This is a genomic window from Streptomyces sp. NPDC050759 (assembly GCF_044456945.1).
In the GTDB taxonomy this organism is placed as follows: domain Bacteria; phylum Actinomycetota; class Actinomycetes; order Streptomycetales; family Streptomycetaceae; genus Streptomyces.
The window spans coordinates 586,569-611,849 of record NZ_JBITGI010000002.1 but is presented as its reverse complement, the minus strand read 5'-3'; the positions used below and the strand labels follow the sequence as shown (position 1 = coordinate 611,849).

Below are 25,281 nucleotides of genomic sequence, written 5' to 3'. Positions count from 1 at the left end.
CGCACTGAGCGGAAACAGTTTCTGAAAACGCCTTCTACAGCAGATCTACCGTAGGTCTGGCTTCCAGGGGTGGTCAATCACTGAAGTGGCCTGGATGACAACCGGTTTCTTGCGCCATAGCCATGTCGACGAGGTTACGCAGTCTTTTCGAAAGTCCGTCAAGCCTCTTGACGCCGTTTCCAGCCAGGGCTGAAGCTCTGCCCCAGCGCAGCAACCGGTTGTCCACGGACGGCCGCGTCCCATGAACGGACCCCATGACTCCCATGAACGGACAGATCAGGAGGTGGTGCGCCGTGCGCCCACATGCCGGTGCCGCGGTGAGCCGCCGCCGTTTTCTCTCCCTTTCCGCAGGCGGTGCCGTGGTGGGGGCGGCAGCGCTGAGCGGCTGTGCGATGCGGGTGTCGAGCGCCGTCGGGGGCTCCGGCGAGACCGTCACGATCATGGCCAAGCCCGACGACATCTCGCCGGAGCTGCTCCAGCAGGCCCAGAAGGACATCGGCGTCAGGATCAACACGGTGCTGTACAGCACCAGCAAGCTGATCGCGATGATGACCAACGGCAACCCGCCGGACCTGGTACGCGGTGTCGGCGCCGTGGACGCCCCGTACTACGCGGCCCGTGGCGTGATGGAGGACCTGGACCCGTACTTCGCGAAGAGCGGCGTCCTCAGGCCGGCCGACCTGGACCCGGTCAACGACCTGTGGCGCTACGACGGCCGTACCCAGGGCAAGGGCCCGCGTTACGGCATGGCGAAGGACTTCTCCCAGGACTCGATGTTCTGGTACAACACCGCCCTGTTCGACCAGGCGGACGTCGACTACCCGCCCGAGCTGGACCCGGTCACGTACGAGGAGTGGCTGGACAAGGCCAAGCGGCTGACCCGCCGCAAGAACGGCCAGACCACCGTGTTCGGCGGCAGCTACAACGGCGTGCTCACCCCCAACCTTCTGGCGAGTCTCACCGTGGCCGCGGGCGGGAACCTCTTCACCGACGACTACTCCCGGGTCGACTTCACCACCCCCGAGGCCCGCAAGGCGCTCGGCTGGTACATCGACTACTGCCGGACGAAGGTCGGGCCCAGCATCATCCAGCCGGACCCCAACTCCTGGGACGGGCCCACCTTCCAGGCGAACCGGCTCGCCATGTCGAACTCGGGCTACTGGCTCGGCGGTCTGATCAACGCGGACAAGAAGCTCGCGCCGCTCTCCCGGCTCGCTCCCGCGCCGTACTTCGAGGGCGGCCGACGGGTCAGTCCCTGCCAGGCCGGCACCGGCTTCTGGATCCCGAGCAAGTCCCGCCACAAGGACGCCGCCTGGCGGGTGTTCGAGTGGTTCTTCGGCGAGGGACCGGCCAAGGCGCGCGCCTCCGGCGGCTGGGGCATCCCGACCCTGAAGTCGCTCCGGCCGCTGATGCCCGCTCAGGAGGACTACCAGAAGCGGGTTTTGGCGGTGCAGGAGGCCGAGCTGAAGCACTACTCGGTGATCGCCTTCACGCCGTACGCCACCGCGGACTCGCTCCTCGCCCTCTTCAACCAGATCGCCCCGGCCGCCATGAACGGCGGCATCTCCGTCGACACCCTCGCCGGACGCCTGAACTCGGCCATGAACGAGCAGCTCAAACGCGGTAAGGAGCAGGTGGGATGACGGTTGATCAGATTACGTCGGTCACTGACCGGCGCGGTTCCGCCCCGGTGGCGGGCCCGGTCACCACCCGGCCGCGCACCTCCATCGCCACCCGCAGGCACCGGGCGTTCTACCTGTTCGCCTCGCCCTGGATCATCGGCTTCGCGCTGCTGACCATCGCCCCGATGGTGTACGCGCTGTGGCTGAGCTTCACCACCTTCGACGGCATCTCGCCGCACTGGCGCTACGTCGGATTCGGCAACTACCGCGAGCTGTTCTCCGACGCGCAGACCTGGAAGTCGCTGGGCCGCACGGGCCTGTTCGCGATCACCTCGGTGCCCCTGTCGATCATCGCCGGACTCGGGCTCGCCGTACTGGTGAACCGGCCGCTCAAGGCACGTGGGCTGTTCCGCACCCTGCTCTATCTGCCGGCGGTGGTGCCTCCGGTGGGCGCGGGCATCGCGTTCAAGCAGCTCTTCGATCAGAACTCCGGTGCCGCCAACGGGGTGTTGAACCTCTTCGGTATCGACGCCCTCGGCTGGCTCGCCGACCCCTACGCCCGCTACGTACTGATCATGACGGTGCTCTGGACCGCCGGAAACATCATGATCATCTCGCTGGCCGGGCTCCAGGACATCCCCCGCGAGCTCCTCGAAGCGGCCCGTATCGACGGCGCGAGCGCCTGGCGGAGCTTCCGCAGCATCACGGTGCCGCTGCTGTCGCCGGTGCTGCTCTTCCAGACCGTGACCGGGGTCATCGCCTCGGTGCAGACCATCATGCCGCTGCTGCTGGCCCCCGACCCGACCCCGGCCGGCATCACCGCGCTCCCGCAGTCCACCTACCTCTACATGATGCACGTGTTCGCGGAGTACTTCGCGTTCGGCCGCTACGGCTACGCCTCCGCGCTGCTGTGGGTGCTCTTCGTCCTGATCCTCGTCGCGACCGGACTGATCTTCAAGGCCACGTCCGGCGTGGTGTTCTACAACGTCGACCCGGAGGCGAAGAAGTGACCGCCACCAGCCTCACCCCGAAGCGCGGCCCGCGCCTGCGCGTCAACCGCCTCGTCCTGTACACGGTTCTCGTCGCGATCACCGGCCTGTTCCTGGGCCCCTTCGGCTGGCTGGTCATCTCCGGCCTGAAGACCCCGGCCGAGCTGGCGGCCTCGCCCGTGCACTGGCTGCCGGACCACGTCCAGTGGCACAACATCGCCGATGCCTTCAATCTCATCGACTTCCTCGGCTACGCCCGCAACTCCCTGATCATCGCGCTCATCTACGCCACCCTCGTCACCCTCAGCTCCGCCTGGGTCGGCTTCGGCTTCGCCCGCCTCGAAGCCCCCGGCAAGAAGACGCTGTTCGGCATTCTGCTCGGCTCGATGATGCTGCCTCAGATGATCACCTTGCTGCCGACCTACCTGATCTTCGCCAAGCTCGGCATGGTCGACACGTACTGGCCGTGGGTGCTGTGGGGCCTGTCCTCCGCCCCCTATCTGGTCTTCCTCTTCCGGCAGTTCTTCGCGGGGCTGCCCCGGGAACTGGAGGAGGCCGCGATCGTCGACGGCTGCGGCTACTCGGCCATCTTCTGGCGGATCTTCCTCCCGCAGTCCTGGCCGGTCCTCTCCGCGAGCTTCGTGATCGCCTTCACCTGGACCTGGGGCGACTACATCGCCCCCCAGCTCCTGCTGTCCACGGACCGCACCACCCTCGCGGTCGCCGTCATGTCCACCTACGTCACCTCGGCCGGCACCCCGGTCACCAACCTCCAGGCCGCGGCCTCGGTGATGTACGTCGTGCCGATCCTGCTGATCTTCCTCGTCGCCCAGCGCGGTTTCGTCGCCGGTATGTCGACGACCGGCCTCAAGTAGCCGTCCCAGCACCCCTGTTCGTACCCCTGTTCGCAAGGAGTTCCGAATGAACACGCCGTTGTCCCGCCGTACGGCTCTCCAGGCGGCCGGCGCCACCGCGCTCGCCGCCGGCCTCACCCACCTCACGGCCACCGCGGCCCGGGCCGACGACACCGCCCCCGTCACCCCGAAGCTGGTCACCTACCCCCGCCCGTCCGCCATGCCGACCAACACCAGCTTCAAGGTGCGGGTCCGTACCGCCCCCGACGGCGAGTGGCAGACCCTCGACATCTGGCGGCCCCAGCTGGGCGAGATCAACCCCACCACCGGGTCGAGCAAGACCTACAACTCCTCGCTGGCGTACTTCGACTTCCAGGGGTCCGTCGAGGTCGAGGTCACCTACCTCAAGGGCGGCACCACCAAGGTCCGGGTGCGGCCGGACTCCTACGGCATCAAGCCCGAGGTGCTCGGTGACACCCTGCGCTTCACACTCGACCAGCCGCGCAACCTCGTCGTCCAGATCAACGACGACATCTTCGACTGTCTCCACCTGTTCGCCCGCGCGATCGAGAAGAACAAGCCCGCGCAGGACGACCCGGACGTCCTCTACTACGGCCCCGGCGTCCACACCACCGCCGACGGCACCCTGCTCGTCCCGTCCGGCAAGACCGTGTACCTCGACGGCGGCGCCGTCCTCAAGGCGACCGTGATCTTCCGTGGCGTGGAGCACGCCGGGATCGCCGGCCGTGGCGTGCTCGCCGGGACCGCGGGCGGCGGGGCCCTCGTGGAGAGTTCGCGGAACATCTCCATCGGTGCCGTCACCGTCCTCAACCCGAACGGCTACGCCGTCCAGCTGGGCGAGGCCACCGGCGTCACCATCAAGGGTCTCGGCTCCTTCAGCTCCAAGGGCTGGGGCGACGGCATCGACGTGTTCTGCTCCAGCAACGTCGTCGTCGACGGCGTCTTCATGCGCAACTCCGACGACTGCATCGCCATCTACACCCACCGCTGGGACTACTACGGCGACACCACCGACGTCACCGTCCGCAACTCCACGCTCTGGGCGGACGTCGCCCACCCCATCAACGTCGGCACCCACGGCAACACCGACAACCCCGAGGCACTGAAGAACCTGCGCTTCAAGAACCTCGACATCCTCGACCACCGCGAACCGCAGATGAACTACCAGGGCTGCATCGCCCTCAACCCCGGCGACTCCAACCTGATCAAGAACGTCCGCATCGAGGACGTGCGGATCGAGGACTTCCGCTGGGGCCAGGTCATCTACATGAAGGTCATGTACAACACGAAGTACAACACCTCGGTCGGCCGCGGCATCGAGAACGTCTACGTCAAGAACCTCAGCTACACGGGCACCAACGCCAAGCCGTCGCTCTTCCTCGGCTACGACGCCCACCACGCCATCAAGGACGTCACCTTCGAGAACCTGGTGATCAACGGACTCGTCGTCGCCGACTCGATGAAGAAGCCGAGCTGGTACTACACCACGGACACGATCCAGTGGTTCTCCAACGAGCACGTGACCAACCTCAAGTTCATCACCACCGCCGAGGCCGAGGCGGCCGCCGCGTCATGAGCGCCAGCCCCCTGAGAACCGACCTCGCTCCGAGCCGCCGGGGCTTCCTCGGCGGCACGGCCGCCCTGCTGCTGGTGGCGGGCGCGGGCGGACTGCTCGCACCCGGCACCGCCCGGGCCGCCACGCGCACCACTGGCTCCCGCGCCTTCACACACCCCGGCCTCCTGCACACCGCCGACGACCTCGCCCGTATGAAGGCCGCGGTCGCCGCCAAGCAGTCCCCGGTCTACGACGGTTACCTCGCGTTCGCCGCCCACGCGCGCTCCCAGTCGACGTACACCATCCAGAACACCGGGCAGATCACCTCCTGGGGCCGCGGCCCCACCAACTTCCAGAACCAGGCCGTCGCCGACTCGGCCGCCGCCTACCAGAACGCCCTCATGTGGGCGGTCACGGGCAACCGCGCCAACGCCGACAAGGCCCGCGACCTCCTCAACGCCTGGTCGGCCTCGCTCGCCATGATCACGGGCGCCGACGGCCCGCTCGGTGCCGGGCTCCAGGCCTTCAAGTTCGTCAACGCGGCCGAACTGCTGCGCCACACCGGCTACGACGGCTGGGCGGAGACGGACATCGCCCGCTGCGAGCGGTCCTTCCTGGACGTCTGGTATCCGGCCGTCTCCGGCTACATGCTCTACGCCAACGGCAACTGGGACCTGACGGCCCTTCAGACGATCCTGGCCATAGGCGTGTTCTGCGAGGAGCCCACTCTCTTCGAGGACGCCCTGCGCTTCGCCGCGGCCGGCGCCGGCAACGGCTCCCTCGCCCACCGCATCGTCACCGACGCCGGCCAGGGCCAGGAGGCCGGCCGCGACCAGGGCCACGAACAGCTCGCGGTCGGCCTGACCGGGGACATCGCCCAGGTCGCCTGGAACCAGGGCGTCGACCTGTGGGGCCACGACGACAACCGGATCCTCGCGAACTTCGAGTACGCGGCGCGCTACAACCTCGGGGGCGACGTCCCCTTCGCCCCCGACCTCGACCGCACCGGCAAGTACATCAAGACGACCGTCTCCGCGATCGGCCGCGGCACCCTCCCGCCGGTCTACGAGATGGCCTACGCCCACTACGCCGGTGTCCGCGGCCTCGACACCCCGTACACCAAGGCGGCCGTCTTCCGCGGTACCGGCGGCGCCCGGGTCGTCGAGGGCAGCAACGACGACCTGCCGAGCTGGGGGACCTTCGCCTACGCGGGAGCCACGGCACCCTCGGGGACCGTGCCGGCCGCACCCGCGGGGGTCACGGCGGCGGGCGACCGCACCCACGTCACCGTGAACTGGCTGCCGTCCACCTGGGCGACCGGCTACACCGTCCTGCGCGCCACACGCCCCGAAGGGCCGTACCAGACGCTCGCCACCGGCATCGACAAGCCGACGTACACCGACGACCGGGTGCGCGCGGGACGGACGTACCACTACACCGTCAGCGCCACCAACTCCCTGGGCAGCAGCGGTGATTCGGCCCCCGCCTCCGCCACCGCCGGTCTTCCCGAGCCCTGGTCGACCCAGGACATCGGGGAGGTCAGGATCCCCGGTTCGGCCGTCTTCGATGGCGAGCGGTTCGTACTCGAGGCGAGCGGTACCGCCGACACGCACCGGCTCGTCCATCTGCCGCTGCGCGGCGACGGCTCGGTCACCGCGCGGATCGTGTGGCCGCTGAGCTCGCAGTACTCCAAGATCGGCGTCAGCCTCCGGGACTCCCTCGACGCGGACGCGGCCCACGCGGCCATGGTGATCCAGGGGCTGCCGCTGCACACCTGGAGCGGCGTGTGGACCGTACGGCCCGCCCGGGGAGCGGAGGTCTCCGCGACCGGAAGCACACCGGTCCCGCCCTCGCAGCAGACGGCGATCACCACGAGCGCCTCCTTCCCGATCTCCGGTCTCGGCACCCTGCCCGAGTCCGCGACCCCGCTGGAGGCTCCGTACGTCGAGGGCGCGGGCGACGGCTACCGGCTGCGCATGCCCTACTGGGTGCGGGTGACCCGCAAGGGCCGCCGCTGCACCGGGGCGATCTCCCCGGACGGCATCCGCTGGACCGAAGTCGGCTCCACCGAGGTCGAGTTGGGCCGCACCGCGTACGCGGGCCTCCTTCTCACCTCCTGCCTCGGCGTCGACGCGGACTACGCCGAGACCGGCACCGGCGCCTTCGACAACGTCACCGTGGTCTCCGCCTCCGCCGGCGAGGTCTGGACCGTCCCCAAGCCCGCCCGCACGGCAGGGGACCTGAGGGCGACGACCGGCGCCGACGCCGTCGAACTGGCCTGGACCGACCCGGACCTCTCCGCCCGCTACAAGGTCCTGCGCGCCACGGACCCCGACGGCCCGTACGTCACCCTCGCGACCGGCGTCGGCCCGGTCGGCTCCGGCACCCGCATCCAGTACGCGGACGCCACCGGCACACCGGGGACGGCGTACCACTACGCCGTCGCGAAGACGAACACGGCCGGGCGCGGCCCGCTCTCGGAACCCTCCTCCGCGGTGATGCCGACCCCCTCCCGGCCCGAACTCACCTCCCCGCCCAAGGCGTTCACGAACAAAGGAGTCCCTTTCCGACACGTTCTGCGGGCCTCCCACGAGCCCGTACGGTTCACCGCCACCGGTCTGCCCGACGGCCTCCGCGTCGACAGGCGCACCGGCGTGATCCACGGAACCCCGCGCGAGACCGGCGAGTTCACCGTCACCACCACCGCAGGGAACGCGGCGGGCGACGGCACCGGAACCCTCACCCTCACGGTCGGCACACCCCCGCCGGCCCCCTGGACGTACGGCGACCTCGGCGACGTGGTCTTCGACGACCGCGCCTTCGGGACGCTGGGCGTGGCCGCGATCCTCACCCCCGGCAGCACCTCCCACGAGGACGGGACCTTCGTGGTGCGGGGCGCGGGTGTGGATCTGACCGTCAACAACCAGGGAATGACAGCGCAGTTCGTACGGCGGCCCGTCACCGGTGACTGCCTGGTCACCGCCCGGCTGGTCTCCCGCACCGGAGTCACCGCCGACCGCGTCGGGCTGCTGATGGCGAAGTCCTTGTCACCGTTCGACCAGGCGGCCGGGGTGATCGTCACCGGCGGCACCACCGCTCAGCTGATGCTGCGCAAAACCGTCGCCGGCGCCTCCGCCTTCTCCGGCAGCGGCGCCGTCCGACTCCCCACACTGCTGCGGCTGAAGCGCACCGGGACCGCCTTCACCGCGTCCATGTCCACCGACGACGGCGCCACCTGGACCGACCTCGCCTCCGGCGAGATCCCCGGCTTCGGCGACGCCCCCTTCCACGTCGGCCTGGTGGCCTGCTCCCGCAGTCCGCTGGCCCTCGTCACCTCCGAGTTCGACGAGGTGAGCATCATCCCCATCTGATTCCCCCCACGGAACGGAGATGCACCGCATGAGCCGCACTTCCCCCCACCAGCACCTCCCGCACACCGAGTTGAGCCGCCGCGGTCTGTTGAGGACCGCGGGCGGTCTCGGCGCCGCCCTCGCCCTGGGCGGCGGCGCCCTCGCCACCGGCATGGCCACCACGGCCGACGCGGCACCCTCGACCTGGACCCACCCCGGCATGCTGCACAACGCCGGCGACATCAACCGGGCCAAGGTCAGGGTCGCCGCGGGCACCGACCCCTGGCTGTCCGGCTGGAACAAGCTGGTCGCCAACTCCCACTCCCAGTCCACCTGGACCAACCGGGCCACCGCGACCATCATCCGCGGCGGCACAGGGGAGAACTACTCCCTGCTCTTCAACGACATCGCGGCCGCCTACCAGAACGCCCTGCGCTGGCAGGTCGGCGGCACCGAGGCCAACGCCGCCTGTGCCGCGAACATCCTCAACGCCTGGTCCAGGACGCTCACGTCGGTCACCGGCAACGCGGACCGGTTCCTCGCGGCCGGCATCTACGGCTGGCAGTTCGCCAACGCCTGCGAACTCATGCGCGGCTACAGCGGCTTCGACCTCGCCGCCGCCCAGAACATGCTCGCCAAGGTCTTCTACCCGCTCAACAACAGCTTCCTGACCAACCACAACGACGCCTGCATCACCAACTACTGGGCCAACTGGGACCTGTGCAACATGGCCTCGATCCTGGCCATCGGAATTCTCAACGAGGACGGCGCCAAGTACGACCAGGCGATCGCCTACTTCAAGTCCGGCGCGGGCAACGGCTCGATCGCCCACGCGGTGCCGTACCTGTACACCGACTCGGCCGGCTACGCGCTGGGCCAGTGGCAGGAGTCAGGCCGCGACCAGGGGCACACCGTCATGGGCATGGGCCAGATGGGCGCCGTCTGCGAGATGGCCTGGAACCAGGGCGACGACCTCTACTCGTACGACAGCCGCCGCTTCATGAAGGCGGCCCAGTACGTCGCGAAGTACAACCTCGGCCAGGACGTCCCCTACACCACCTACAACTGGGGCACCGGGCAGAACTGCGCCGCCTCGTCCCAGACCGTGATCTCCTCCGCCTCCCGGGGCCAGATCCGCCCCGTCTGGGCGATGCTCCACTTCCACTACAACCGGCGCCTGGGCCTCGACGACAAGTACATCTCGCAGATGTACTACGACCTCGTCGCCCCCGAGGGGGGAGGCGGCGACTACGGCACCACCAGCGGCGGCTTCGACCAGCTGGGCTTCGGCACGCTGATGTACGCCAAGTAGCGGCCCCATCGCGCTCTGCACCGGAATACGGAGCGGAAATGTGGTGCTCTGTTGTTCACGGTGCAGTAGCGCGGTGAGGAGGCTGGTGGACATATGACAGCAGTCCGGACAGACCCCGTGGTCAGCACGCCGTACGGAGCCGTACGGGGGCGGTACGACCGCGGGGTCGCGGTCTTTCGGGGCATCCCCTACGCGGCCCCGCCCTTCGGCCCCCGCCGCTTCCGGCCACCCGTGCCGCCCGAGCCCTGGGACGGTGTGCGCGAGGCGGCCGACTTCGGGCCGACGGCACCGAAACCGCCGTACTCCGACGCCTTCGCGCAGTACCTGTCCGACCCGTTCGTGCCCGGCGACGACTGCCTCAACCTCAACGTGTGGACACCGGAGCCCGGCCAGGGAGCCCGGCTCCCGGTCCTGGTGTGGCTGCACGGCGGAGCCCTGACCAGGGGATCTTCCGCGGTGCCCGTGTATGACGGGCACGCCTTCGCCCGGGACGGCGTCGTGTTCGTCTCGGTCAACTACCGGCTCGGCGTCGAGGGCTACGGCCTCTTCCCGGACGCCCCCGCCAACCCCGGCCTGCGCGACCAGCTCGCCGCCCTGCAGTGGGTGCACGAGTCGATCGGGGCCTTCGGCGGCGACCCCGACCGTGTCACCGTGGCGGGCCAGTCGGCCGGCGCCATCAGCATCGGCGCGCTCCTCGCCGCCCCGCAGGCCCAGGGCCTGTTCCGGCGCGCGGTCCTGCAGAGCGGGCCGCCCGAGGCGAGCGACCGCGACAAGGTACGGCGGATGGTGCGCCGGATGGCCACCCGGCTGAAGATCCCCGCCACCGCCGCGGCCTTCGCCGAGGTCGACCGCGAGCTGCTGCTGCGCACCCAGGCCGAGGTGGGCCGCCTGAGCAGCCCGGTCCTGGGCGGCCCCGCCTTCGGGATCGTGGTCGACGGCGACCTCGTGCCCCGTGACCCGCTGGAGGCGCTCGTCGAGGGCTCGGCGGCCCGCGGGGTCGAGCTGATGCTGGGCTGGACCAGCGACGAGTACCGCCTCTGGCTCGTCCCCGGCGGCCTCCTGGAGCGCGTCGACCGGCTCGGTCCGGTCGCCCTCGCCGGTGCCATGGCCCGCTGCCACTGCGGCTCCGAGGTGGTCCGCGGCTACCGCGCGCTGCATCCCGACGCCGGTACCGCCGACATCGTCGGCCAGATGGTCACCGACCACCTGCTGCGCATTCCCCTGCACCGCCTCGCCGAGTCCCGCCCCGGGTCGTCGTACGTCTACGAGTTCGCCTGGCCCTCCTACCGCCCGGACCTCGGTGCCTGCCACGCCCTGGAACTGGGCTTCGTCTTCGACACCGGCGACACCCCCGAGTCCGCCAAGCTCGCAGGCGAGGGCGCCCCGACCGAGCTCGCCGACGCCATGCACGGGGCGTGGGTGCGCTTCGCCGCCGACGGCGACCCCGGCTGGCGGCCCTGGGACGCCACCCACCCCGTCCAGATCTTCGGCAAGGGCGATCCGTACGTGGAGTCCGGCCCTCGGGACCAGGATTTCGCGGTGTGGACGGCGGACACGACCACTCCGGAGACGGCGCCCGTGAAGGAACCGGCGGAGGGCTGGCCCGCCCGGACCGCGGAGCTCCGGTCGGTCGTACGGCGGCTGCGACGCACCGGACTGGCGCGGCGGCACTGAGCGCGCGGGCCCCGGTCTCTCAGGTGCCGGTCGCCGTGACCGAGTCCCGGACCACCACGTGGGTGCCCAGCAGGAGGTGCTCGGCCGGGTCCTCCGCCGTACGGCCGAGCGCGGTGCGTACGGCGAGTCGGCCCAGTTCCTCGTAGGGGACATGGACGGTGGTGAGCGCCGGGTGGAGGTCCCGGGCGAAGGGGATGTCGTCGTAGCCGGCCAGGGAGACGTCACCGGGGACGTCGAGGCCGGCCTCGTGCAGGGCGGTCAGGGCGCCCGCCGCGACCATGTCCGTCGCCGCGACCACGGCCGTGAACTCCAGGCCCTCCTTCAGGGCCCGGCGCATCAGACGGTGACCGGAGTCGCGGGTGAAGTCGCCGTTCAGGACCAGCGCGGGATCGGGATCCATGCCGCGCGCGCGGTGGGCGGCGAGATAGCCGCGCTCACGGCCCTGCGCGGTGGTGTGGTCCGCCTTGCCGCCGAGGAACAGGACCCGTCGGTGGCCCTGGGACAGGACGTGGGCGACGAGCGCGTAGGCGCCGCCCTCGTTGTCGTACTCGATGACCGTGACCGGGGCCCCGGGGCCGAGCGGCGGCCGGCCGCACAGCACGAGCCGGGAGCCCGCCGACGCCAGGGAGTCGGCCATCCGGCGGGTGCGCTCGCGGTACTCGACGGTGTCGGCGGCGCCGCCCACCAGGATCACGGCGGCGGCGCGCTGGGCCCGCATCATCTCCACGAACTCCAGTTCGTGCTCGACGTCGCCCTCCGTGCTGCACACCAGACACAGATGGCCCAGCCGGTTCGCCTCGCGTTCCACGCCGTGGGCCATCAGGGCGAACGACGGGCCGGTGATGTCCTCGAGCACGAACGCGAGCGTGGGAGTGCCGACGCCCGCGATGGCCTTCGCGCGCGCGTCGGCGACGTAGTCCATCTCGCGCACGGCCCGCATCACACGCGTGCGTGTCGCCGCGCTCACCGGATACTCCCCGCCGAGCACCCGTGACACGGTCGACGCGGACACCCCGGCCCGCGCGGCGACATCCCGGATCGTGCTCCGGCTCGCGTCCTCACTCTTCCTGGTCATCCCTGCCTCGCCCCCTGGGAACAGCGGCAACACCGACGGAAACCGGTTCCCGAGCGGAGGCTAGCAGGGGGAGAGGGACGGGGTTAAGGGTCGGGCGCGAAGCGCCCTCAAGGGGCGCGGGGAACTGCGCGAGCAACCACAGCGAACGCGGCAGCCGCGACACTACAGAAGCCCCACGGCGAGCAGGCGCACCGCTCCCGCTAACGCAGAGCCTCCGCGATCCCAGAGATCGCCCCCGGCCCCACCCGGCAACACCCTCCGACCAGCCGTGCCCCGGCCGCCTGCCAACCGCGCACCTCCTCCGGCGCGAACGACGAGCTGCCCTCCCACGCCCGCGTGCCCGCATTCCAGGACTCGCCACTGTTGGGATAGACCACGACCGGCTTGCCGGTGACCCGCGCGGCGACCTCGATCGCTGCGTCCACGTCCTCCGGGACACAGCAGTTGACGCCGACCGCGATGACCTCCTCCACGTCGGCGGCCAGCGCGAACGCCTCGTCCAGGGGCTGGCCGGCCCGGGTGCGGTCGCCGGCGACGGAGTAGGAGAGCCAGGCCGGGACACCGAGACCACGGATCGCGCGCAGCAGCGCCTGTGCCTCGTCGCTGTCGGGGATCGTCTCCAGGGCCAGGACGTCGGGCTCGGCCACCGCGAGCACCTCGAGGCGGGGCCGGTGGAAGGCCTCCAGCTCGGCCACGCTGAGGCCGTACCGGCCCCGGTACTCCGAACCGTCCGCGAGCATCGCGCCGTACGGCCCGACCGAGGCCGCCACGTACAGCGGCCGTCGGACGCCCTTCGTCCACGCTTGCCGCGCCGCCTCGCGCGCCAGCCCGACGCTCAGGGCGAGCAGTTCCGCCGCCCGCTCGCGCGCGATCCCGCGCTTGGCGAACCCCTCGAAGGTGGCCTGGTAGCTGGACGTGATCGCCACGTCCGCGCCCGCCTCGTAGTAGGCGAGATGCGCCTCGGTGATCGCCTCGGGCCGCTCCGCGAGCAGCCGCGCCGACCACAGCTCGTCGCTCAGATCGTGCCCGGCGGATTCCAGCTGGTTGGACATCCCGCCGTCGAGGACGACAGGGCCCGCCGCGAGGGTGTCGGCGAGGGGGCGGGAGAGGGCGTCGGGGACTTCGGGGGTGTCGCTGGTCATGCCTCGACGCTAGCCGAAGGGACGGGTGAGGGCCGCAGCCGTCCGGTACGCGAACACCGGGGCCGGCATGTGGGGCCTACTGAAGGGCGCCGCAATGCCCCGGCGCCGCTCAGTGGGCCGCGTGCCGTCCGCCCGCACGCCGCTTGCCGCGCCTGCGTACGGTCGGTGGGACCACCAACCCGCCCAGCAGGCCCAGCGCCAGAATGTACGGCCACCAGCCCAGCCCCTCCGTCTCCGCTGCCGTCGTGCGAGGTGCCGATGCCGCTGCCTTCGACGCGGTGTCGGCACGGACGCTCGGTGAGGCGCTCGCCGTGGCCGCGGTCAGAGTGACGTCGTTGCCGTCGCCGCCCCGATAGGTGATCCGGTACGTCGTGTCGGCGAGCTTGAGCCGTGTGCCCTCTTTCAGGCCCTTGAAGGCGCCCGTGGTCTTCGAGGTGCCCTTGTTGTCCAGCACGGTGATCCGGCGGGCGGGGTGGGTGCCGACTGCCGAGAAGTCGAGCTCACCGGCCAGCCGTACCGGGCCCGTCACCGTCAACGGGCCGTTTCTCAGGACCAGTTCGCCCTTCGCGGTCTGCGTGTAGCCGCCGGAGACGGTGAGTCCGCCCGTGACCACACCCTCGTTGGTGACCGTGCCCTTCACCGCGCCCTTGCCGGACAGCGAGGAGACCACACGCAGGCCGGCCGTGCCCGCGTCCAGCCGTGCGGCCGTCGAGGTGAGCCGGATCCCCTTGCTGCGGGCGAGAGTTGCTCCGCCCCGCAGGGCGAGCGTGCCCTTGCGGACCGTCGTCGTCCCCGTGTACGTCACCGCGGTTCCGGTGAGTGTCGTCGTCGCCCGGCCCGCCTGGGTGAGGGAGCCGCTGCCGCTGATCCGGGGCAGAGTCAGGGACTTGGCCGTGTTGTCGAGGATCAGCGAGCCGTTGTTCACGACCTTGTAGAGATCGCCCCCGGTGTAGAGCCCGCCGTCGCCCCCCGGTCTGCCGCTGCCGAGGCGGAGCACGGCGCCCTTCTCGACGGTCGTGGAGCCGTCGTAGTACTGGACGGCCGCGAAGGTGACGTCGTTGCCCTTCGTCCCCTTGATGACGATGTCACCCGCGCCGGGCGCGGACAGGGTGTCGTGGAAGCGGCCACCGCCGATGGGGGCGCCCAGGGTGACCGGCCCCTTGTAGTCGAAGGTCAGCAGGGAACGGGAGCGCGCCGCCAGCAGGTTGATGTACACCGTCTTCGCCGTGCCCGGCATGAAGATCCTGCTGGTCGTCCCGTCTCCCCACTGGACGTTCGCACCCTTGATGTTGGTGCCGCGCTTGTTGACGTTCTTGGTGGCCGGCGTCCAGTTCAGGGCGGGATCGCTCAGCGAGGGACTGGTGTCGCCGCCCTGGTCGGACCAGCTGTACTGGCCGGTGAGGACCACCTTGCCGCCCGGCCGGGACTGGACGTTGATGTCGCTGCCGTACTCGCGCTGGTAGAAGTCCATCCGCTGGGTGACGGTCTGGCCCAGCGGGGTGTCCACGGTCCAGGTGCCCTGGTTGAGCACCTTGCGTACGCTCGGCAGCGAGGTCGCGTACTCGGGCCGCCCGGCGTTGGCCTGCGTGCCGTTGTCGATGACCCCGGAGAACGGTCCTGACGTCAGGTCCCAGGTGCCCCAGAGGAAGCGTGGCTGGGTGATCAGGCCGGAGCCGCTGACGGTGCCCAGGTTGTAGGCGCTCTTCAGGGACAGCCGCAGGGTGCCGTCGACCCGGATGTTGTCCTGGTTCAGCCGGAACGCCGGGGTGTTGTACGGGAAGTGGCCGATCAGGCCCGTCGTGCCGCCGTTGCCGTACTGGAGGGTCGCCCCGCGCTCGACCGTGACCGCGGGCGGGTCCGGGCGGGTCGTGGTGACGTACGGGTGGTTGCCGCCCAGTGTCCGCACGGACTGCCGTTGCCGGGACCCGGGCAGCGTGAAGTCGCTGTCCCTGGTCAGGATCAGCGTCCCGCTGCCGCGCACGGTGAGCGTGCCCTCGCCGCGGAACACCCCGTCGTACGTCGTCGTCCCCGCGGGCACGGTGACGACGGTGTCGCCGGTCAGGGTGACGTCCCGGTCCGCGAGGACGTCGGCCGTGACGTCACGGGAACCGGCGGCCGCCGCCGGGGGAGCGGTGACCAGGAGGGCGGCCGCCGCCAGGGCTCCGGCCGCGGCTGCTGTCTTGTGGAAATGGCTGCGCACATGACCGGAGACGGGCGAGGCGCGGGCCGATAACAGAAAACCGAAAACAGAAAGCGCCTTCTTCTGATCCCGTCGGACCCGTTGACCTCCCGGTTCCCCAGCCTTACCTTTCGGCTGTTCGCAATAACAACAGATGTTCTCAATATCGAACATCTCTCTCAGGACACCCCCCTCCGAGAGGCAGTCCGTATGAGCCGCGCCCCCGACGTCCCCCACCGACGACTGCTGCTGAAAGGTGCCCTGGCCGCGGGCGCCCTGGCCGCGACCCCCACAGTCGCCCAAGCCGCACCGCGACCGAAGAAGGCCGCCCCCTTCGTGAACCCGCTCGTCCGCAACCGCGCGGACCCGTACATCCACCGTCACTCCGACGGCTACTACTACTTCACGGCCACCGCCCCCGAGTACGACCGCATCATCCTGCGCCGCTCCCGCACCATCAACGGCCTCGCGACCGCTGACGAGTCCGTCATCTGGCGCAAGCACCCGACCGGTGTCATGGGCGCCCACATCTGGGCGCCCGAGATCCACCGCATCGGCGGCAAGTGGTACATCTACTTCGCCTCCGCGCCCGCCGAGAGCGTGTGGGACATCCGTATCTGGGTCCTGGAGAACGCCAACCCCAATCCGTTCAAGGGGACTTGGGTGGAGAAGGGCCAGGTGAAAACCGCCTGGGAGACCTTCTCCCTGGACGCCACCACCTTCACCCACCGCGGCAGCCGCTACCTCGCCTGGGCCCAGCACGAGCCCGGCCTGGACAACAACACCGGCATCTTCCTGTCCAGGATGGCGAACCCCTGGACCCTGACAGGCCCTCAGATCCGGCTCTCCACCCCGGAGTACGACTGGGAGTGCATCGGCTACAAGGTCAACGAGGGCCCCTCGGTCATCGCCCGCAACGGCCGGCTCTTCATGTCCTACTCGGCCAGCGCGACCGACTGGCACTACTGCATGGGCCTGCTCACGGTCGACGCGGACGCCGACCTCATGAACCCGGCGAGCTGGTCAAAGTCACCGACCCCCGTCTTCACGAGCAACGACACCACCAGGCAGTACGGCCCCGGCCACAACTGCTTCACCGTCGCCGAGGACGGTCGCAGTGACGTCCTCGTCTACCACGCCCGCCAGTACAAGGAGATCGTCGGCGACCCGCTGAACGACCCCAACCGCCACACCCGCGTCCAGAAGCTCGGCTGGCACGCGGACGGCACCCCGAACTTCGGCATACCGGTGGCGGACACCGCCACGGACACGGAGGTCGCGTCATGAGACGTGCATACGCCGTACTGCTCGCCCTGTGTCTGGCCCTGGCCGCCGCCCTGGTGACCGCCGGACCGGCCCAGGCCGCCCCGCTGACCATCCCCAACGGCGTCCAGTTCACGGACACCTCGGGCAACGCCCTGCACGCCCACGGCGGCGGGGTCATCAAGGTCGGCTCCTACTACTACTGGTTCGGCGAGGACCGCAACGCCGACAACACCTTCCGGTACGTGGACGCCTACCGCTCCACCGACCTGAAGAACTGGGAGTTCAGGAACCACGTCCTGACCCAGTCCAGCGCCTCGGAGCTCGCCACCGCCTACATCGAGCGGCCCAAGGTCATCTACAACGCGTCCACCGGCAAGTTCGTGATGTGGATGCACAAGGAGAACGGCACCGACTACAGCGAGGCCCGCGCGGCGGTCGCCGTCTCCTCCACGGTCGACGGGAGCTACACCTACCAGGGCAGCTTCCGCCCGCTGGGCGACAACATGTCCCGCGACATCACGACGTTCGTCGACACCGACGGCACCGGCTACATGGTCTCGGCGGCCAACGAGAACTACGACCTGCACATCTACAAGCTCACCGCCGACTACACCGGCATCGCGAGCCTGGTCGCCAACCCGTGGGTCGGCGGACACCGCGAGGCCCCGGCCCTGTTCAAGCGGGGCAGCGTCTACTTCATGCTCACTTCGGGCGCCACCGGCTGGAGCGCCAACCAGCAGCAGTACGCCACCGCCACCTCCCTCGCCGGACCGTGGACCTCGATGGCGAACGTCGGTGACTCCACGACCTACAACTCGCAGACCGCCTACGTCCTTCCGGTGCAGGGGACTTCGGGCACCTCGTACCTCTACATGGGCGACCGCTGGGGCAACTCCTTCGGCGGGACCGTCAACGACTCGCGGTACGTGTGGCTGCCGTTGACCTTCCCCTCCTCCACCACGATGTCCATGTCCTGGTCCCCCCAGATCACGATCGACGCGGCGGCCGGGACGATCAGCGGCACCAGTGCCACGTACAACACGCTGGTCTCCCGCAACAGCGGCAAGTGCGCGGACGTGGCCAGTCAGTCGCTGTGGCAGGGCGTCGCGATCAGCCAGTACACCTGCAACAGCGGTGCCAACCAGAAGTGGTGGTTCAAGGACCTCGGCACCGGCTACTACCAGTTGGTCGGCCGCGGCAGCTCCCTGTGCCTCCAGGAGAACGCCACCAACGTCACCCAGGAGAACTGCGGCAGCGCGACCAGCCAGCAGTGGTCGGTGGTCACGTCGGGCTCGTACGTGAACATCAAGGCCAGGGCCTCCGGGGAGTGCCTGGACGTGAACGGCGCGTCCACCGCCAACTCCGCCGCGATCATCACGTACGCGTGCAACGGAGCAACTAACCAGCAGTGGACGCGCGGTACCTGACGTCAGGCCAGCAGGTCGATCGCGTCGATCGAGGTGCCCGCACTGAGGAAGGACGTCGACCCCGAACCGCTCGCCACGTAGATCTTCAGCGTGTTGTAGGCGCTGGTGTCCGTCAGCCAGGCGGACGCCGGCACGCTGTAGGTGAACGTGTAGTTGTTGCCCCGGTACGAGCCCACGGTCAGCGACCGGGTGCTCGGCTGGGTGGGCGGGGAGGGGACGGCGGAGGTCCAGGTGTCGTTGACGACGACCTGCGGGCGGCCGTTGGCGTAGGCCGTCGTCACCCCGATGCGCAAGGTGTGCGCGGCGGCGGCCTGGGCGGCCGTCAGCTTGAAGTAGACGATGATCCCGCTGTTGACGTCCTTCCACAGGTAGCAGGGGAAGGCCGAGGTCTCGGTGCCGCTGCCGATGACGACGTTGCCGGTCCAGGACGCGGCCCGGGTGTCGGACGGGTGGGCGTACGTCATCAGGTCGGCGTTCTTGAAGCCGCCGGGTGTGCCGTCCCAGTTGTTGATGCGCCAGATCGCGCTCGCGTTGCCCGGATCGTTCGAGGACGGGATCGCGATGCTGTTGAGGGTGGTCGTGCCGCCCGCGCTGACGCTCACCGACCCGGTGTGGACGGCGAGTTCACCCTTGAAGACGGTCAGCGTGTACGTCCCCGGCAGCACACCCCCGATGGAGAAGTAGCCGTCCGACGACCGCGCCGAACCCCAGTACTGGGCGGCGGAGTTGGCGAGCCCGACCGTGTAGGCGTACGACGTGTTCCGCCCGGTGATGCCGACCCCCGCGACCTTGCCCCGGCCGCTCGCGGGGACGTAGCCGGAGATGCCGAGCGAGTCCGCCCACGAGGTGGTGAGGGTTCCCGGGTACAGCGAGGAGGAGGGGGCGCCGCCGTCGGTGAAGGCGATGACGTAGGGGCCCTGGAGGCCGAAGCGCTGGGCCTCCGTCTGGTTCTCGCCGTAGTACAGGATCTCGTACAGGCCGCCGCCGTCCGCGCTCTGGTGGCGCAGGAGGGAGCGGTAGAACGGGCCGCCGGATGCCTTCTCGTGGTTGGAGCGCACGATGTACAGGCCGACGCTGCCGGTGGTCCAGCCGACGTAGTTGTAGTCGATGACCCGCGCCTTCGCGTAGTGCTTGGAGCGGGTCTGGCCGTCGGACTTCTCGAAGACGTCGGAGGCCTCGATGGTGGTGGGCGCGTAGGTGTACGAGTCGGGCTCGTCGTTGAGGAACTTGCCCGCGTTGACGCGCAGGATGTAGCGGGTCGCCGAGACCGAGTCGTCGGCCTTGTTGGTCCACAGATAGACGTTGTTCTCGCCGCTGCGGGCCGCGTAGTAGTGCTTCAGCGTGCCGTACGCGACCGAGATCAGGATCGTCGTACCGGACTGCTTGATGCTCACGGTGGACGTGCCGAGCCCGGACTCGATGTGCGAGTTCTTGCCGCCGTAGCCCTGGTACTGGGTGCCCTTGTAGACCAGCGAGGTCAGGTCGCCGTTGGTCTTGCTGACCTTGAAGACGAGGCTCGCGCCGGTGTCGACGACGTAGTTGGAGCCGTCGTCGCTCCAGCCGAAGGTCGCGGCGGACGCGGTCTCGGCGAGCGGTCCGGCGAGCGCGGCCGTCCCTGCGGCGGCAGCGGTGCCGAGGACGAAGGTACGGCGGCCGACCGGTCTGTGCACGGTGGATTCGGACATGTGGGGGTGCCTCCTCCGGGAGGTGTGGGGGTGGTGCGGGTGCTTTGGAGAGTGACAGTTGAATCGATTTCGCGAAAGGGCTTTCGCTCGCTGGAGGTTGGCAATCTTGTGAAATCGGTCCAGAGTCTAGAAAGCGCTTGCGGATAGCGGTACGGTCCGGCGCCAGGTGTTGTCCCCCTGACGGAGGAACCACGAATGAGACGTTTCAACCTCGCCGTACCGGCGGCGATGGCGCTGACGTTGGGCCTGGCGGCCGTACCGGCGCAGGCGCACACCGGACGTCCGCCGGGCCTCGAGAACTGCACCGCGAGCGGCTGCCACTTCGACGTCCCGCCGGGCACGTACGACGTGAAGGTCCTTCTCGGTGGTGACGCGGAGTCGCACACCGCGATCAGCGGCGAGACCCGGCGTTCCCTGCTGCCGGAGACGGCGGTCGCACCCGGCGAACGGGCCTCCCGCAGTTTCACCGTGAACGTCCGCACCCCCGAGGGCGAGCCCACCGGCCCCGACGGCACGCCCGGCCTGGACCTCGCGCTGGGCGGCTCGGCCCCCGCGCTCGCCGGCATCAAGGTCATCCCCGCCCGGCACACCCACCAGATCCTCCTGGTCGGCGACTCCACGGTCTGCGACCAGCCCGGCGACCCCTACTCCGGCTGGGGCCAGCAACTGCCTCAGTACCTGCGCAAGGGCGTGTCCGTGGCCAACTACGCCGACTCCGGCGAGAGCACGGTGACCTATCTGTCCGAGCCGCGCCTGTGGGCCACGGTCCAGCCGCTGATCCGTCCCGGCGACCTCGTCCTCGTCCAGCTCGCCCACAACGACAAGACGACCGACGAGGCGACGTACCGGGCGAACCTGGAGACTCTGGTCGCGGGTGTGAGGGAGAAAGGCGGGAACCCTGTCCTCGTGACGCCCATCGTGCGACGCTGGTTCAACTCGGACGGCACACTGAACAACGGGACGGCCCTGCTGGTCAACGGCCTCGGGGTGGACCATCCCGCGGTGATCCGCTCGGTGGCCGCAGCAGAGGACGTCCCGCTGATCGACCTGACGGCGAAGACGAAGACGCTGGTGGAGTCCTTGGGAGTGGAGGGCTCGAAGGCGATCTACCTCTACAACGAGAAAAGGGACAACACCCACACCTCCGTACACGGCGCCACCGTGTACGCGGGCCTGGTCCGCGACGAACTGGTCGCACAGGGGCTGGTGCCCGCAGGGCTGGTGCGGGTGGGATAGACGCCTGGGGCGTCCCGACCGGAACCGGGGCGCCCCAGGTCTGTGATGTGAGCCGCGAGCCTTCCCGCCTGCGGGTCTGCGAGCCTGCGAGTCGAAGAAAGAGAACCGATGCAGTTGCCCCCCGAGGACCGCACCCTCAGCCCGTACACCGGCTACACGCGCGCCCATTGGGAGGCCGCGGCCGACTCCCTGCTCGCCGCCGTGGAGCCGTACGCCACCGAGGACCGCGCCCTCTACCACCTCCCCGGCGACCGGCAGAGCTGGTCCGGCCGTCTCTCCGACGGACTGGAGGGCTACGCCCGTACGCTCCTGCTGGCGGCCCTCCGTCAGGACGGGACCGCGCTGGAGCGGTACGCGGACGGGCTCGCCGCCGGAGTCTCGGGGGTCTGGCCCCGTATCGAGGACCGCGGCCAGCCGTTGGTGGAGGCGGCGTCGATCGCGTTCGCCCTGCGGATCACGAAGCCGCTGCTCTGGGACCGGCTGGACGACGCCGTACGGCAGCGCACCGCGGCCTGGCTCGGCGACGCGCTCACCGCCGAGGCCTGGCCCTGCAACTGGGAGCTCTTCCCGGTCACGGTCGCCGGCTTCCTGGCGTCGGCCGGGTATGAGCCGGACGCCTCCCGCAAGGCGATCGACCGCGGCCTGGAGCGCATCGAGCAGTGGTACGTCGGCGAGGGCTGGTACACGGACGGCGACGGCCGCAAGTTCGACTACTACAACGGCTGGGCCATGCACCTCTACCCGGTGCTGCACGCCTGGCTGGCCCAGGACGACCCATTGCTGGACCTGTACGGCGGCCGCCTCTCCCGCCATCTCGAGGACTACGCCCGCCTGTTCGACGCGGACGGCGCCCCGATGCACCAGGGCCGCTCCCTGACGTACCGCTTCGCGACGACGGCTCCGCTGTGGCTGGGCGCGCTGACGGGCCACACCCCGCTTCCCCCGGGCGAGACCCGGCGGCTGGCCTCCGGAGCCCTCAAGTACTTCCTGGACCGGGGCGCGGTGGACTCCCGCGGCCTGCTCACCCTCGGCTGGCACGGCCCCGACTCCGCTGTCCTGCAGGGCTATTCGGGACCGGCGTCCCCGTACTGGGCGAGCAAGGGCTTCCTCGGCCTGCTCCTCCCGGCCGACCACGAGGTGTGGACGGCGGTGGAGGAGCCGGGCCCGACGGAGCGCGTCGACGCGCTCACCCCGATCACCGCCCCCAACTGGCTCCTGCAGTCCACGCGTTCCGACGGTCTCGTCCGCCTCCACAACCACGGCAGCGAGGACGTCCGCTACGACCCGTACTACACCCGCCTCGCCTACTCCACGGCGACCGAGCCCTCGACGTCGTACGACAACAGCGTGATCGTGGACGGCGATCCGAGCCGTACCGAGATCGTGCCGTTGGGGGTGGGGGAGGGCTGGGCGGCCTCGCGGCACACGGCGGCCGGGGGCACGCGGGTCACCAGTGTCGTGCTCGCGCAGGGAGCCGTCGAGGTACGCGCCTTCCTCGTGGCCGAGGCCGAGCCCGGGACGTCGGTGCGGGTGACCGGGTGGTCCCCGCGGGAGGGTGTGCGGGATGGTGTGGGGGCCGAACTGCTGCCCGCCGTGGGCCTCGACGACGAGTTGAGCGGGGTGACGGGGGAGGGGGACACGCTGTTCGTCGCGCTGGCCCGGCTCACCGGTGACGCGGATGCCGTGCCGTTGAGGGAGACGGTGATCGTACGGGCCGTAGGAGCGGGGGAGTTGACGGTGGCGTGGAGCGGGGGCCCGGAGGTGCGGGTTCGTCTGCACGGCTCCGGGGTGGAAATCACCGCCGGGGACTGAGCCGCCTCGGGCAGGATGAGGATCATGAGTGGCGGAGGCGAACTGGTCGAACTGCTGGGCCGGGCCGGGCTGGAGGTCGTGGGGGAGCGGCGGGTCGAGGAGGTGCTGCCGCCTCCGGTCGTGTGGCGGCATGTCATCGGGTGGCAGACCGAGCCGACCGTGGCGGTCGCGGACGACCGGCCGGATCCGGTCGGCGAACTCAACGCTCAGTGGCACCGATTGGCCTCCGACGCGGGGATCCTCGGCGACGACGGGGTTTTCCTCATCGACTTCTCCGGTAACCAGGACCGGAGTTGGGTGCGGGTCCGGCTCACCGACGGCTGGGATCTCGCGGGAGTCCTGGGGCCGCGACCCGGGCAGCCGGAGTTCCTCACGCTGTCCCTGGACGGGGACGCGATGGTGGGCGCCACGACCGAGGAGTACGCGGTCTGGCTCGTCGCCGTCGACCGGCTCGGGGAGCGGCATGAGGAGGCCGCACGGGCGGCCGGAGCCGAGACACCGGAGGAGCGGGCGGCCGCGTGGGTGTCCTTGTTCGAAGGGCCGAAGCCCCTCGGGAAGCTGTTGGACGCGTGGGCGGACGGACTCTCGCTCAACCCCGAAACCCCGAGGGATCTGTGGCCGCTCCTCGTCGAACGGTCGTCGTACGCGCTGTACCGTGCGCTGCCGACGGATGTCGTGGACGCCCTCCTGGCCCACCCGGACCGGAAGCTGCGGATGCGGGCGCTCGAGCTTCAGCCGAACATCACGCCCGAGCAGTGGGGCCGCGCGATCCTCGCGGAGCAGGATGAGCGACAGCGGTGGATCCTCACCATGCTGGCCGCCGACCGCTGGGCAGAACTTCCCGAGGACGCCTGCCGGGGACTCGCTGCCAACCCGTCCCCGCGCGTCCGCTCCGAGACGGCCCGCCTCAAGGGCCTACCCGCCTCCCTGTCGGTCGCCCTGGCCGCCGACCCCGACGGCGGTGTGCGGTACGCGGCCTGCACGGCGGCCTGGCCGCACCTCGACGCCCCGGCGCGAGACGCGCTCCTGACCGACTCCCACGACCTGGTGCGGGCGCGGGCGCTGCTGTTGCACCACCGGGAGCACCCGATGCCCTTGCCGGTGTTCGAAACACTGGACGTCAAGACGGACGCCCTGGAGACCTGCCTTCTGGAGCGCGAACTCGCCGAGCACGTGGCACGGCACGGTGAGTCGGCGGAGCGCCGCTCCCTGGCCCGCAACCCGGGACTCGCGCACGACCTGATCGCTCTCCTCGGCGAGGATCCCGACGCCGGCGTACGGTTCGAGATCTCGACGCGGGCCGACCTCACCGAGGAACAACGCGCCGGAATCCTTTACGACTTCGACCCGGGCGGTCACTACTTCCCGCTCGACTGGGTCGTCGCCCTGCACGACGACCCGGCCGCCATGCGCCGCCTTGCGGCCTCCTCCCACCCCCTGGTCCGCAGAAGCGTCGCCCGCGCACGGCACCTCCCGCCGGAAGCCGTGGCCCTTCTCGCCGACGACGAGGACCGCGTCGTCCAGCTCTTCCTCGCCGAGTCCTGCGACGACGCGCCCGCCGACATGCTCCTGCGGGTGTGGCAGTGGTGGGACGGCAGCCTCACCAGCCCCGACCGGCCGCTCGGCCACCCCAACTTCCCCCGCCACGACCTCCTGCGCTACGCCGACGACCCGAACCCGCGTATGCGCCGACTGGCCCTCGACGACCCGGAGTCCACGCCCGCGCTGGTCGAACGGCTCAGCCGGGACAGGAGCGAAGAGGTCCGCCGCCGGGCCGTCACCGACCCGCGGCTCTCTCCGGCGGCCGCGGCACGACTGCTGGAGGACCCGCACGAACACATCCGCAGTGCGGCCGCTCGCCACCCCCACCTGCCGGCCCGCATCCTGGTCCGGCTGCTGCGGCAGGGAACCGGCTCCGCGGAGACCGCCGCCCGGAACCCGGCCCTGCCGGTGGAGGTCATGCGGCGCATGGTCGAGCGGCTCGGATGACGGGCTTCCGGCGGCGCGGACCCGGCGGTGGCCGACGCGAGGGGTGTCGCGAGCCGTGCCGCGAACGGTGCCCCGGGGGTGTCGGCGTCGCGC

The 25,281-nt window shown here is 70.2% G+C and carries 16 protein-coding genes; 12 read left to right on the top strand and 4 right to left on the bottom strand.

Features of this window, described 5'->3' with window-relative positions; genetic code table 11:
- Nucleotides 1-293 precede the first annotated feature (293 nt).
- The 7 genes from ACIBJB_RS08585 (at nt 294) to ACIBJB_RS08555 (ending at nt 11,377) form a co-directional block, all read left to right on the top strand.
- Nucleotides 294-1,643: an extracellular solute-binding protein gene (locus tag ACIBJB_RS08585; RefSeq protein ID WP_398927891.1), complete on the top strand. Its 1,350-nt coding sequence runs from the start codon at nt 294-296 to the stop codon at nt 1,641-1,643.
- The gene (locus ACIBJB_RS08580) at nt 1,640-2,632 is read left to right on the top strand and encodes a carbohydrate ABC transporter permease (protein ID WP_398927889.1); all 993 of its coding nucleotides are present in this window, start codon (nt 1,640-1,642) and stop codon (nt 2,630-2,632) included. The genes ACIBJB_RS08585 and ACIBJB_RS08580 overlap by 4 nt, the downstream gene beginning before the upstream one ends.
- Complete coding sequence (locus ACIBJB_RS08575; RefSeq protein WP_266509609.1) at nt 2,629-3,486, top strand: carbohydrate ABC transporter permease; 858 nt, start codon at nt 2,629-2,631, stop codon at nt 3,484-3,486. Before ACIBJB_RS08580 ends, ACIBJB_RS08575 begins: the two co-directional genes overlap by 4 nt.
- Before the next feature lie 46 nt (nt 3,487-3,532).
- Entirely contained in the window at nt 3,533-5,062 is a 1,530-nt protein-coding gene (locus tag ACIBJB_RS08570) for a glycosyl hydrolase family 28 protein (protein WP_398927886.1), read from the top strand.
- A complete protein-coding gene (locus ACIBJB_RS08565) occupies nt 5,059-8,412 on the top strand; it encodes a putative Ig domain-containing protein (RefSeq protein WP_398927884.1) in 3,354 nt (1,117 codons plus the stop codon). The genes ACIBJB_RS08570 and ACIBJB_RS08565 overlap by 4 nt, the downstream gene beginning before the upstream one ends.
- A gap of 28 nt (nt 8,413-8,440) precedes the next feature.
- A complete protein-coding gene (locus tag ACIBJB_RS08560) occupies nt 8,441-9,703 on the top strand; it encodes an alginate lyase family protein (RefSeq protein ID WP_398927882.1) in 1,263 nt (420 codons plus the stop codon).
- Nucleotides 9,704-9,796: 93 nt separating this feature from the next.
- The gene (locus ACIBJB_RS08555) at nt 9,797-11,377 is read left to right on the top strand and encodes a carboxylesterase/lipase family protein (protein ID WP_398927880.1); all 1,581 of its coding nucleotides are present in this window, start codon (nt 9,797-9,799) and stop codon (nt 11,375-11,377) included.
- A gap of 19 nt (nt 11,378-11,396) precedes the next feature.
- Here ACIBJB_RS08555 and ACIBJB_RS08550 read toward each other — a convergent pair whose 3' ends face one another.
- From ACIBJB_RS08550 to ACIBJB_RS08540, 3 genes are all read right to left on the bottom strand, one after another.
- Nucleotides 11,397-12,452 (bottom strand): LacI family DNA-binding transcriptional regulator, encoded by a 1,056-nt coding sequence (locus ACIBJB_RS08550; protein WP_398927878.1) that lies wholly within the window; start codon nt 12,450-12,452, stop codon nt 11,397-11,399.
- 200 nt (nt 12,453-12,652) lie between these two features.
- Nucleotides 12,653-13,594: a homocysteine S-methyltransferase gene (gene mmuM / locus ACIBJB_RS08545; protein ID WP_398927876.1), complete on the bottom strand. Its 942-nt coding sequence runs from the start codon at nt 13,592-13,594 to the stop codon at nt 12,653-12,655.
- Nucleotides 13,595-13,703: 109 nt separating this feature from the next.
- A complete protein-coding gene (locus tag ACIBJB_RS08540) occupies nt 13,704-15,794 on the bottom strand; it encodes an autotransporter (RefSeq protein WP_398927874.1) in 2,091 nt (696 codons plus the stop codon).
- 189 nt (nt 15,795-15,983) lie between these two features.
- Here ACIBJB_RS08540 and ACIBJB_RS08535 point away from each other — a divergent pair, with 189 nt between their 5' ends.
- Together ACIBJB_RS08535 and ACIBJB_RS08530 are read left to right on the top strand one after the other, a co-directional pair.
- Nucleotides 15,984-17,060: a family 43 glycosylhydrolase gene (locus tag ACIBJB_RS08535; protein WP_398927872.1), complete on the top strand. Its 1,077-nt coding sequence runs from the start codon at nt 15,984-15,986 to the stop codon at nt 17,058-17,060.
- Complete coding sequence (locus tag ACIBJB_RS08530) at nt 17,057-18,466, top strand: RICIN domain-containing protein (RefSeq protein ID WP_398927870.1); 1,410 nt, start codon at nt 17,057-17,059, stop codon at nt 18,464-18,466. Before ACIBJB_RS08535 ends, ACIBJB_RS08530 begins: the two co-directional genes overlap by 4 nt.
- Nucleotides 18,467-18,468: 2 nt before the next feature.
- Here ACIBJB_RS08530 and ACIBJB_RS08525 read toward each other — a convergent pair whose 3' ends face one another.
- Nucleotides 18,469-20,151, bottom strand: coding sequence for a rhamnogalacturonan lyase B N-terminal domain-containing protein (locus tag ACIBJB_RS08525; protein ID WP_398927868.1), 1,683 nt, complete (start codon nt 20,149-20,151; stop codon nt 18,469-18,471).
- 195 nt (nt 20,152-20,346) lie between these two features.
- Between ACIBJB_RS08525 and ACIBJB_RS08520 the strand changes: the two genes are divergently transcribed.
- The 3 genes from ACIBJB_RS08520 (at nt 20,347) to ACIBJB_RS08510 (ending at nt 25,188) form a co-directional block, all read left to right on the top strand.
- A complete protein-coding gene (locus ACIBJB_RS08520) occupies nt 20,347-21,387 on the top strand; it encodes a rhamnogalacturonan acetylesterase (protein WP_398927866.1) in 1,041 nt (346 codons plus the stop codon).
- A 108-nt stretch (nt 21,388-21,495) separates the two neighbouring features.
- Nucleotides 21,496-23,199 (top strand): DUF2264 domain-containing protein, encoded by a 1,704-nt coding sequence (locus ACIBJB_RS08515; RefSeq protein ID WP_398927864.1) that lies wholly within the window; start codon nt 21,496-21,498, stop codon nt 23,197-23,199.
- Nucleotides 23,200-23,223: 24 nt separating this feature from the next.
- Nucleotides 23,224-25,188 carry a HEAT repeat domain-containing protein gene (locus ACIBJB_RS08510; RefSeq protein ID WP_398927862.1) on the top strand — a complete coding sequence of 655 codons (1,965 nt, stop codon included), beginning with the start codon at nt 23,224-23,226 and terminating at the stop codon, nt 25,186-25,188.
- Nucleotides 25,189-25,281: the final 93 nt, after the last annotated feature.

Excerpts from the sequence above, each read along its gene's own strand:
- ACIBJB_RS08535 (WP_398927872.1), top strand. The coding sequence starts at position 15,984 with ATGAGCCGCGCCCCCGACGTCCCCCACCGACGACTGCTGCTGAAAGGT.
- mmuM (WP_398927876.1), bottom strand. The coding sequence starts at position 13,594 with ATGACCAGCGACACCCCCGAAGTCCCCGACGCCCTCTCCCGCCCCCTC.
- ACIBJB_RS08525 (WP_398927868.1), bottom strand. The coding sequence starts at position 20,151 with ATGTCCGAATCCACCGTGCACAGACCGGTCGGCCGCCGTACCTTCGTC.
- ACIBJB_RS08510 (WP_398927862.1), top strand. The coding sequence starts at position 23,224 with ATGAGTGGCGGAGGCGAACTGGTCGAACTGCTGGGCCGGGCCGGGCTG.
- ACIBJB_RS08580 (WP_398927889.1), top strand. The coding sequence starts at position 1,640 with ATGACGGTTGATCAGATTACGTCGGTCACTGACCGGCGCGGTTCCGCC.
- ACIBJB_RS08520 (WP_398927866.1), top strand. The coding sequence starts at position 20,347 with ATGAGACGTTTCAACCTCGCCGTACCGGCGGCGATGGCGCTGACGTTG.
- ACIBJB_RS08550 (WP_398927878.1), bottom strand. The coding sequence starts at position 12,452 with ATGACCAGGAAGAGTGAGGACGCGAGCCGGAGCACGATCCGGGATGTC.
- ACIBJB_RS08555 (WP_398927880.1), top strand. The coding sequence starts at position 9,797 with ATGACAGCAGTCCGGACAGACCCCGTGGTCAGCACGCCGTACGGAGCC.
- ACIBJB_RS08570 (WP_398927886.1), top strand. The coding sequence starts at position 3,533 with ATGAACACGCCGTTGTCCCGCCGTACGGCTCTCCAGGCGGCCGGCGCC.
- ACIBJB_RS08530 (WP_398927870.1), top strand. The coding sequence starts at position 17,057 with ATGAGACGTGCATACGCCGTACTGCTCGCCCTGTGTCTGGCCCTGGCC.
- ACIBJB_RS08560 (WP_398927882.1), top strand. The coding sequence starts at position 8,441 with ATGAGCCGCACTTCCCCCCACCAGCACCTCCCGCACACCGAGTTGAGC.
- ACIBJB_RS08565 (WP_398927884.1), top strand. The coding sequence starts at position 5,059 with ATGAGCGCCAGCCCCCTGAGAACCGACCTCGCTCCGAGCCGCCGGGGC.
- ACIBJB_RS08515 (WP_398927864.1), top strand. The coding sequence starts at position 21,496 with ATGCAGTTGCCCCCCGAGGACCGCACCCTCAGCCCGTACACCGGCTAC.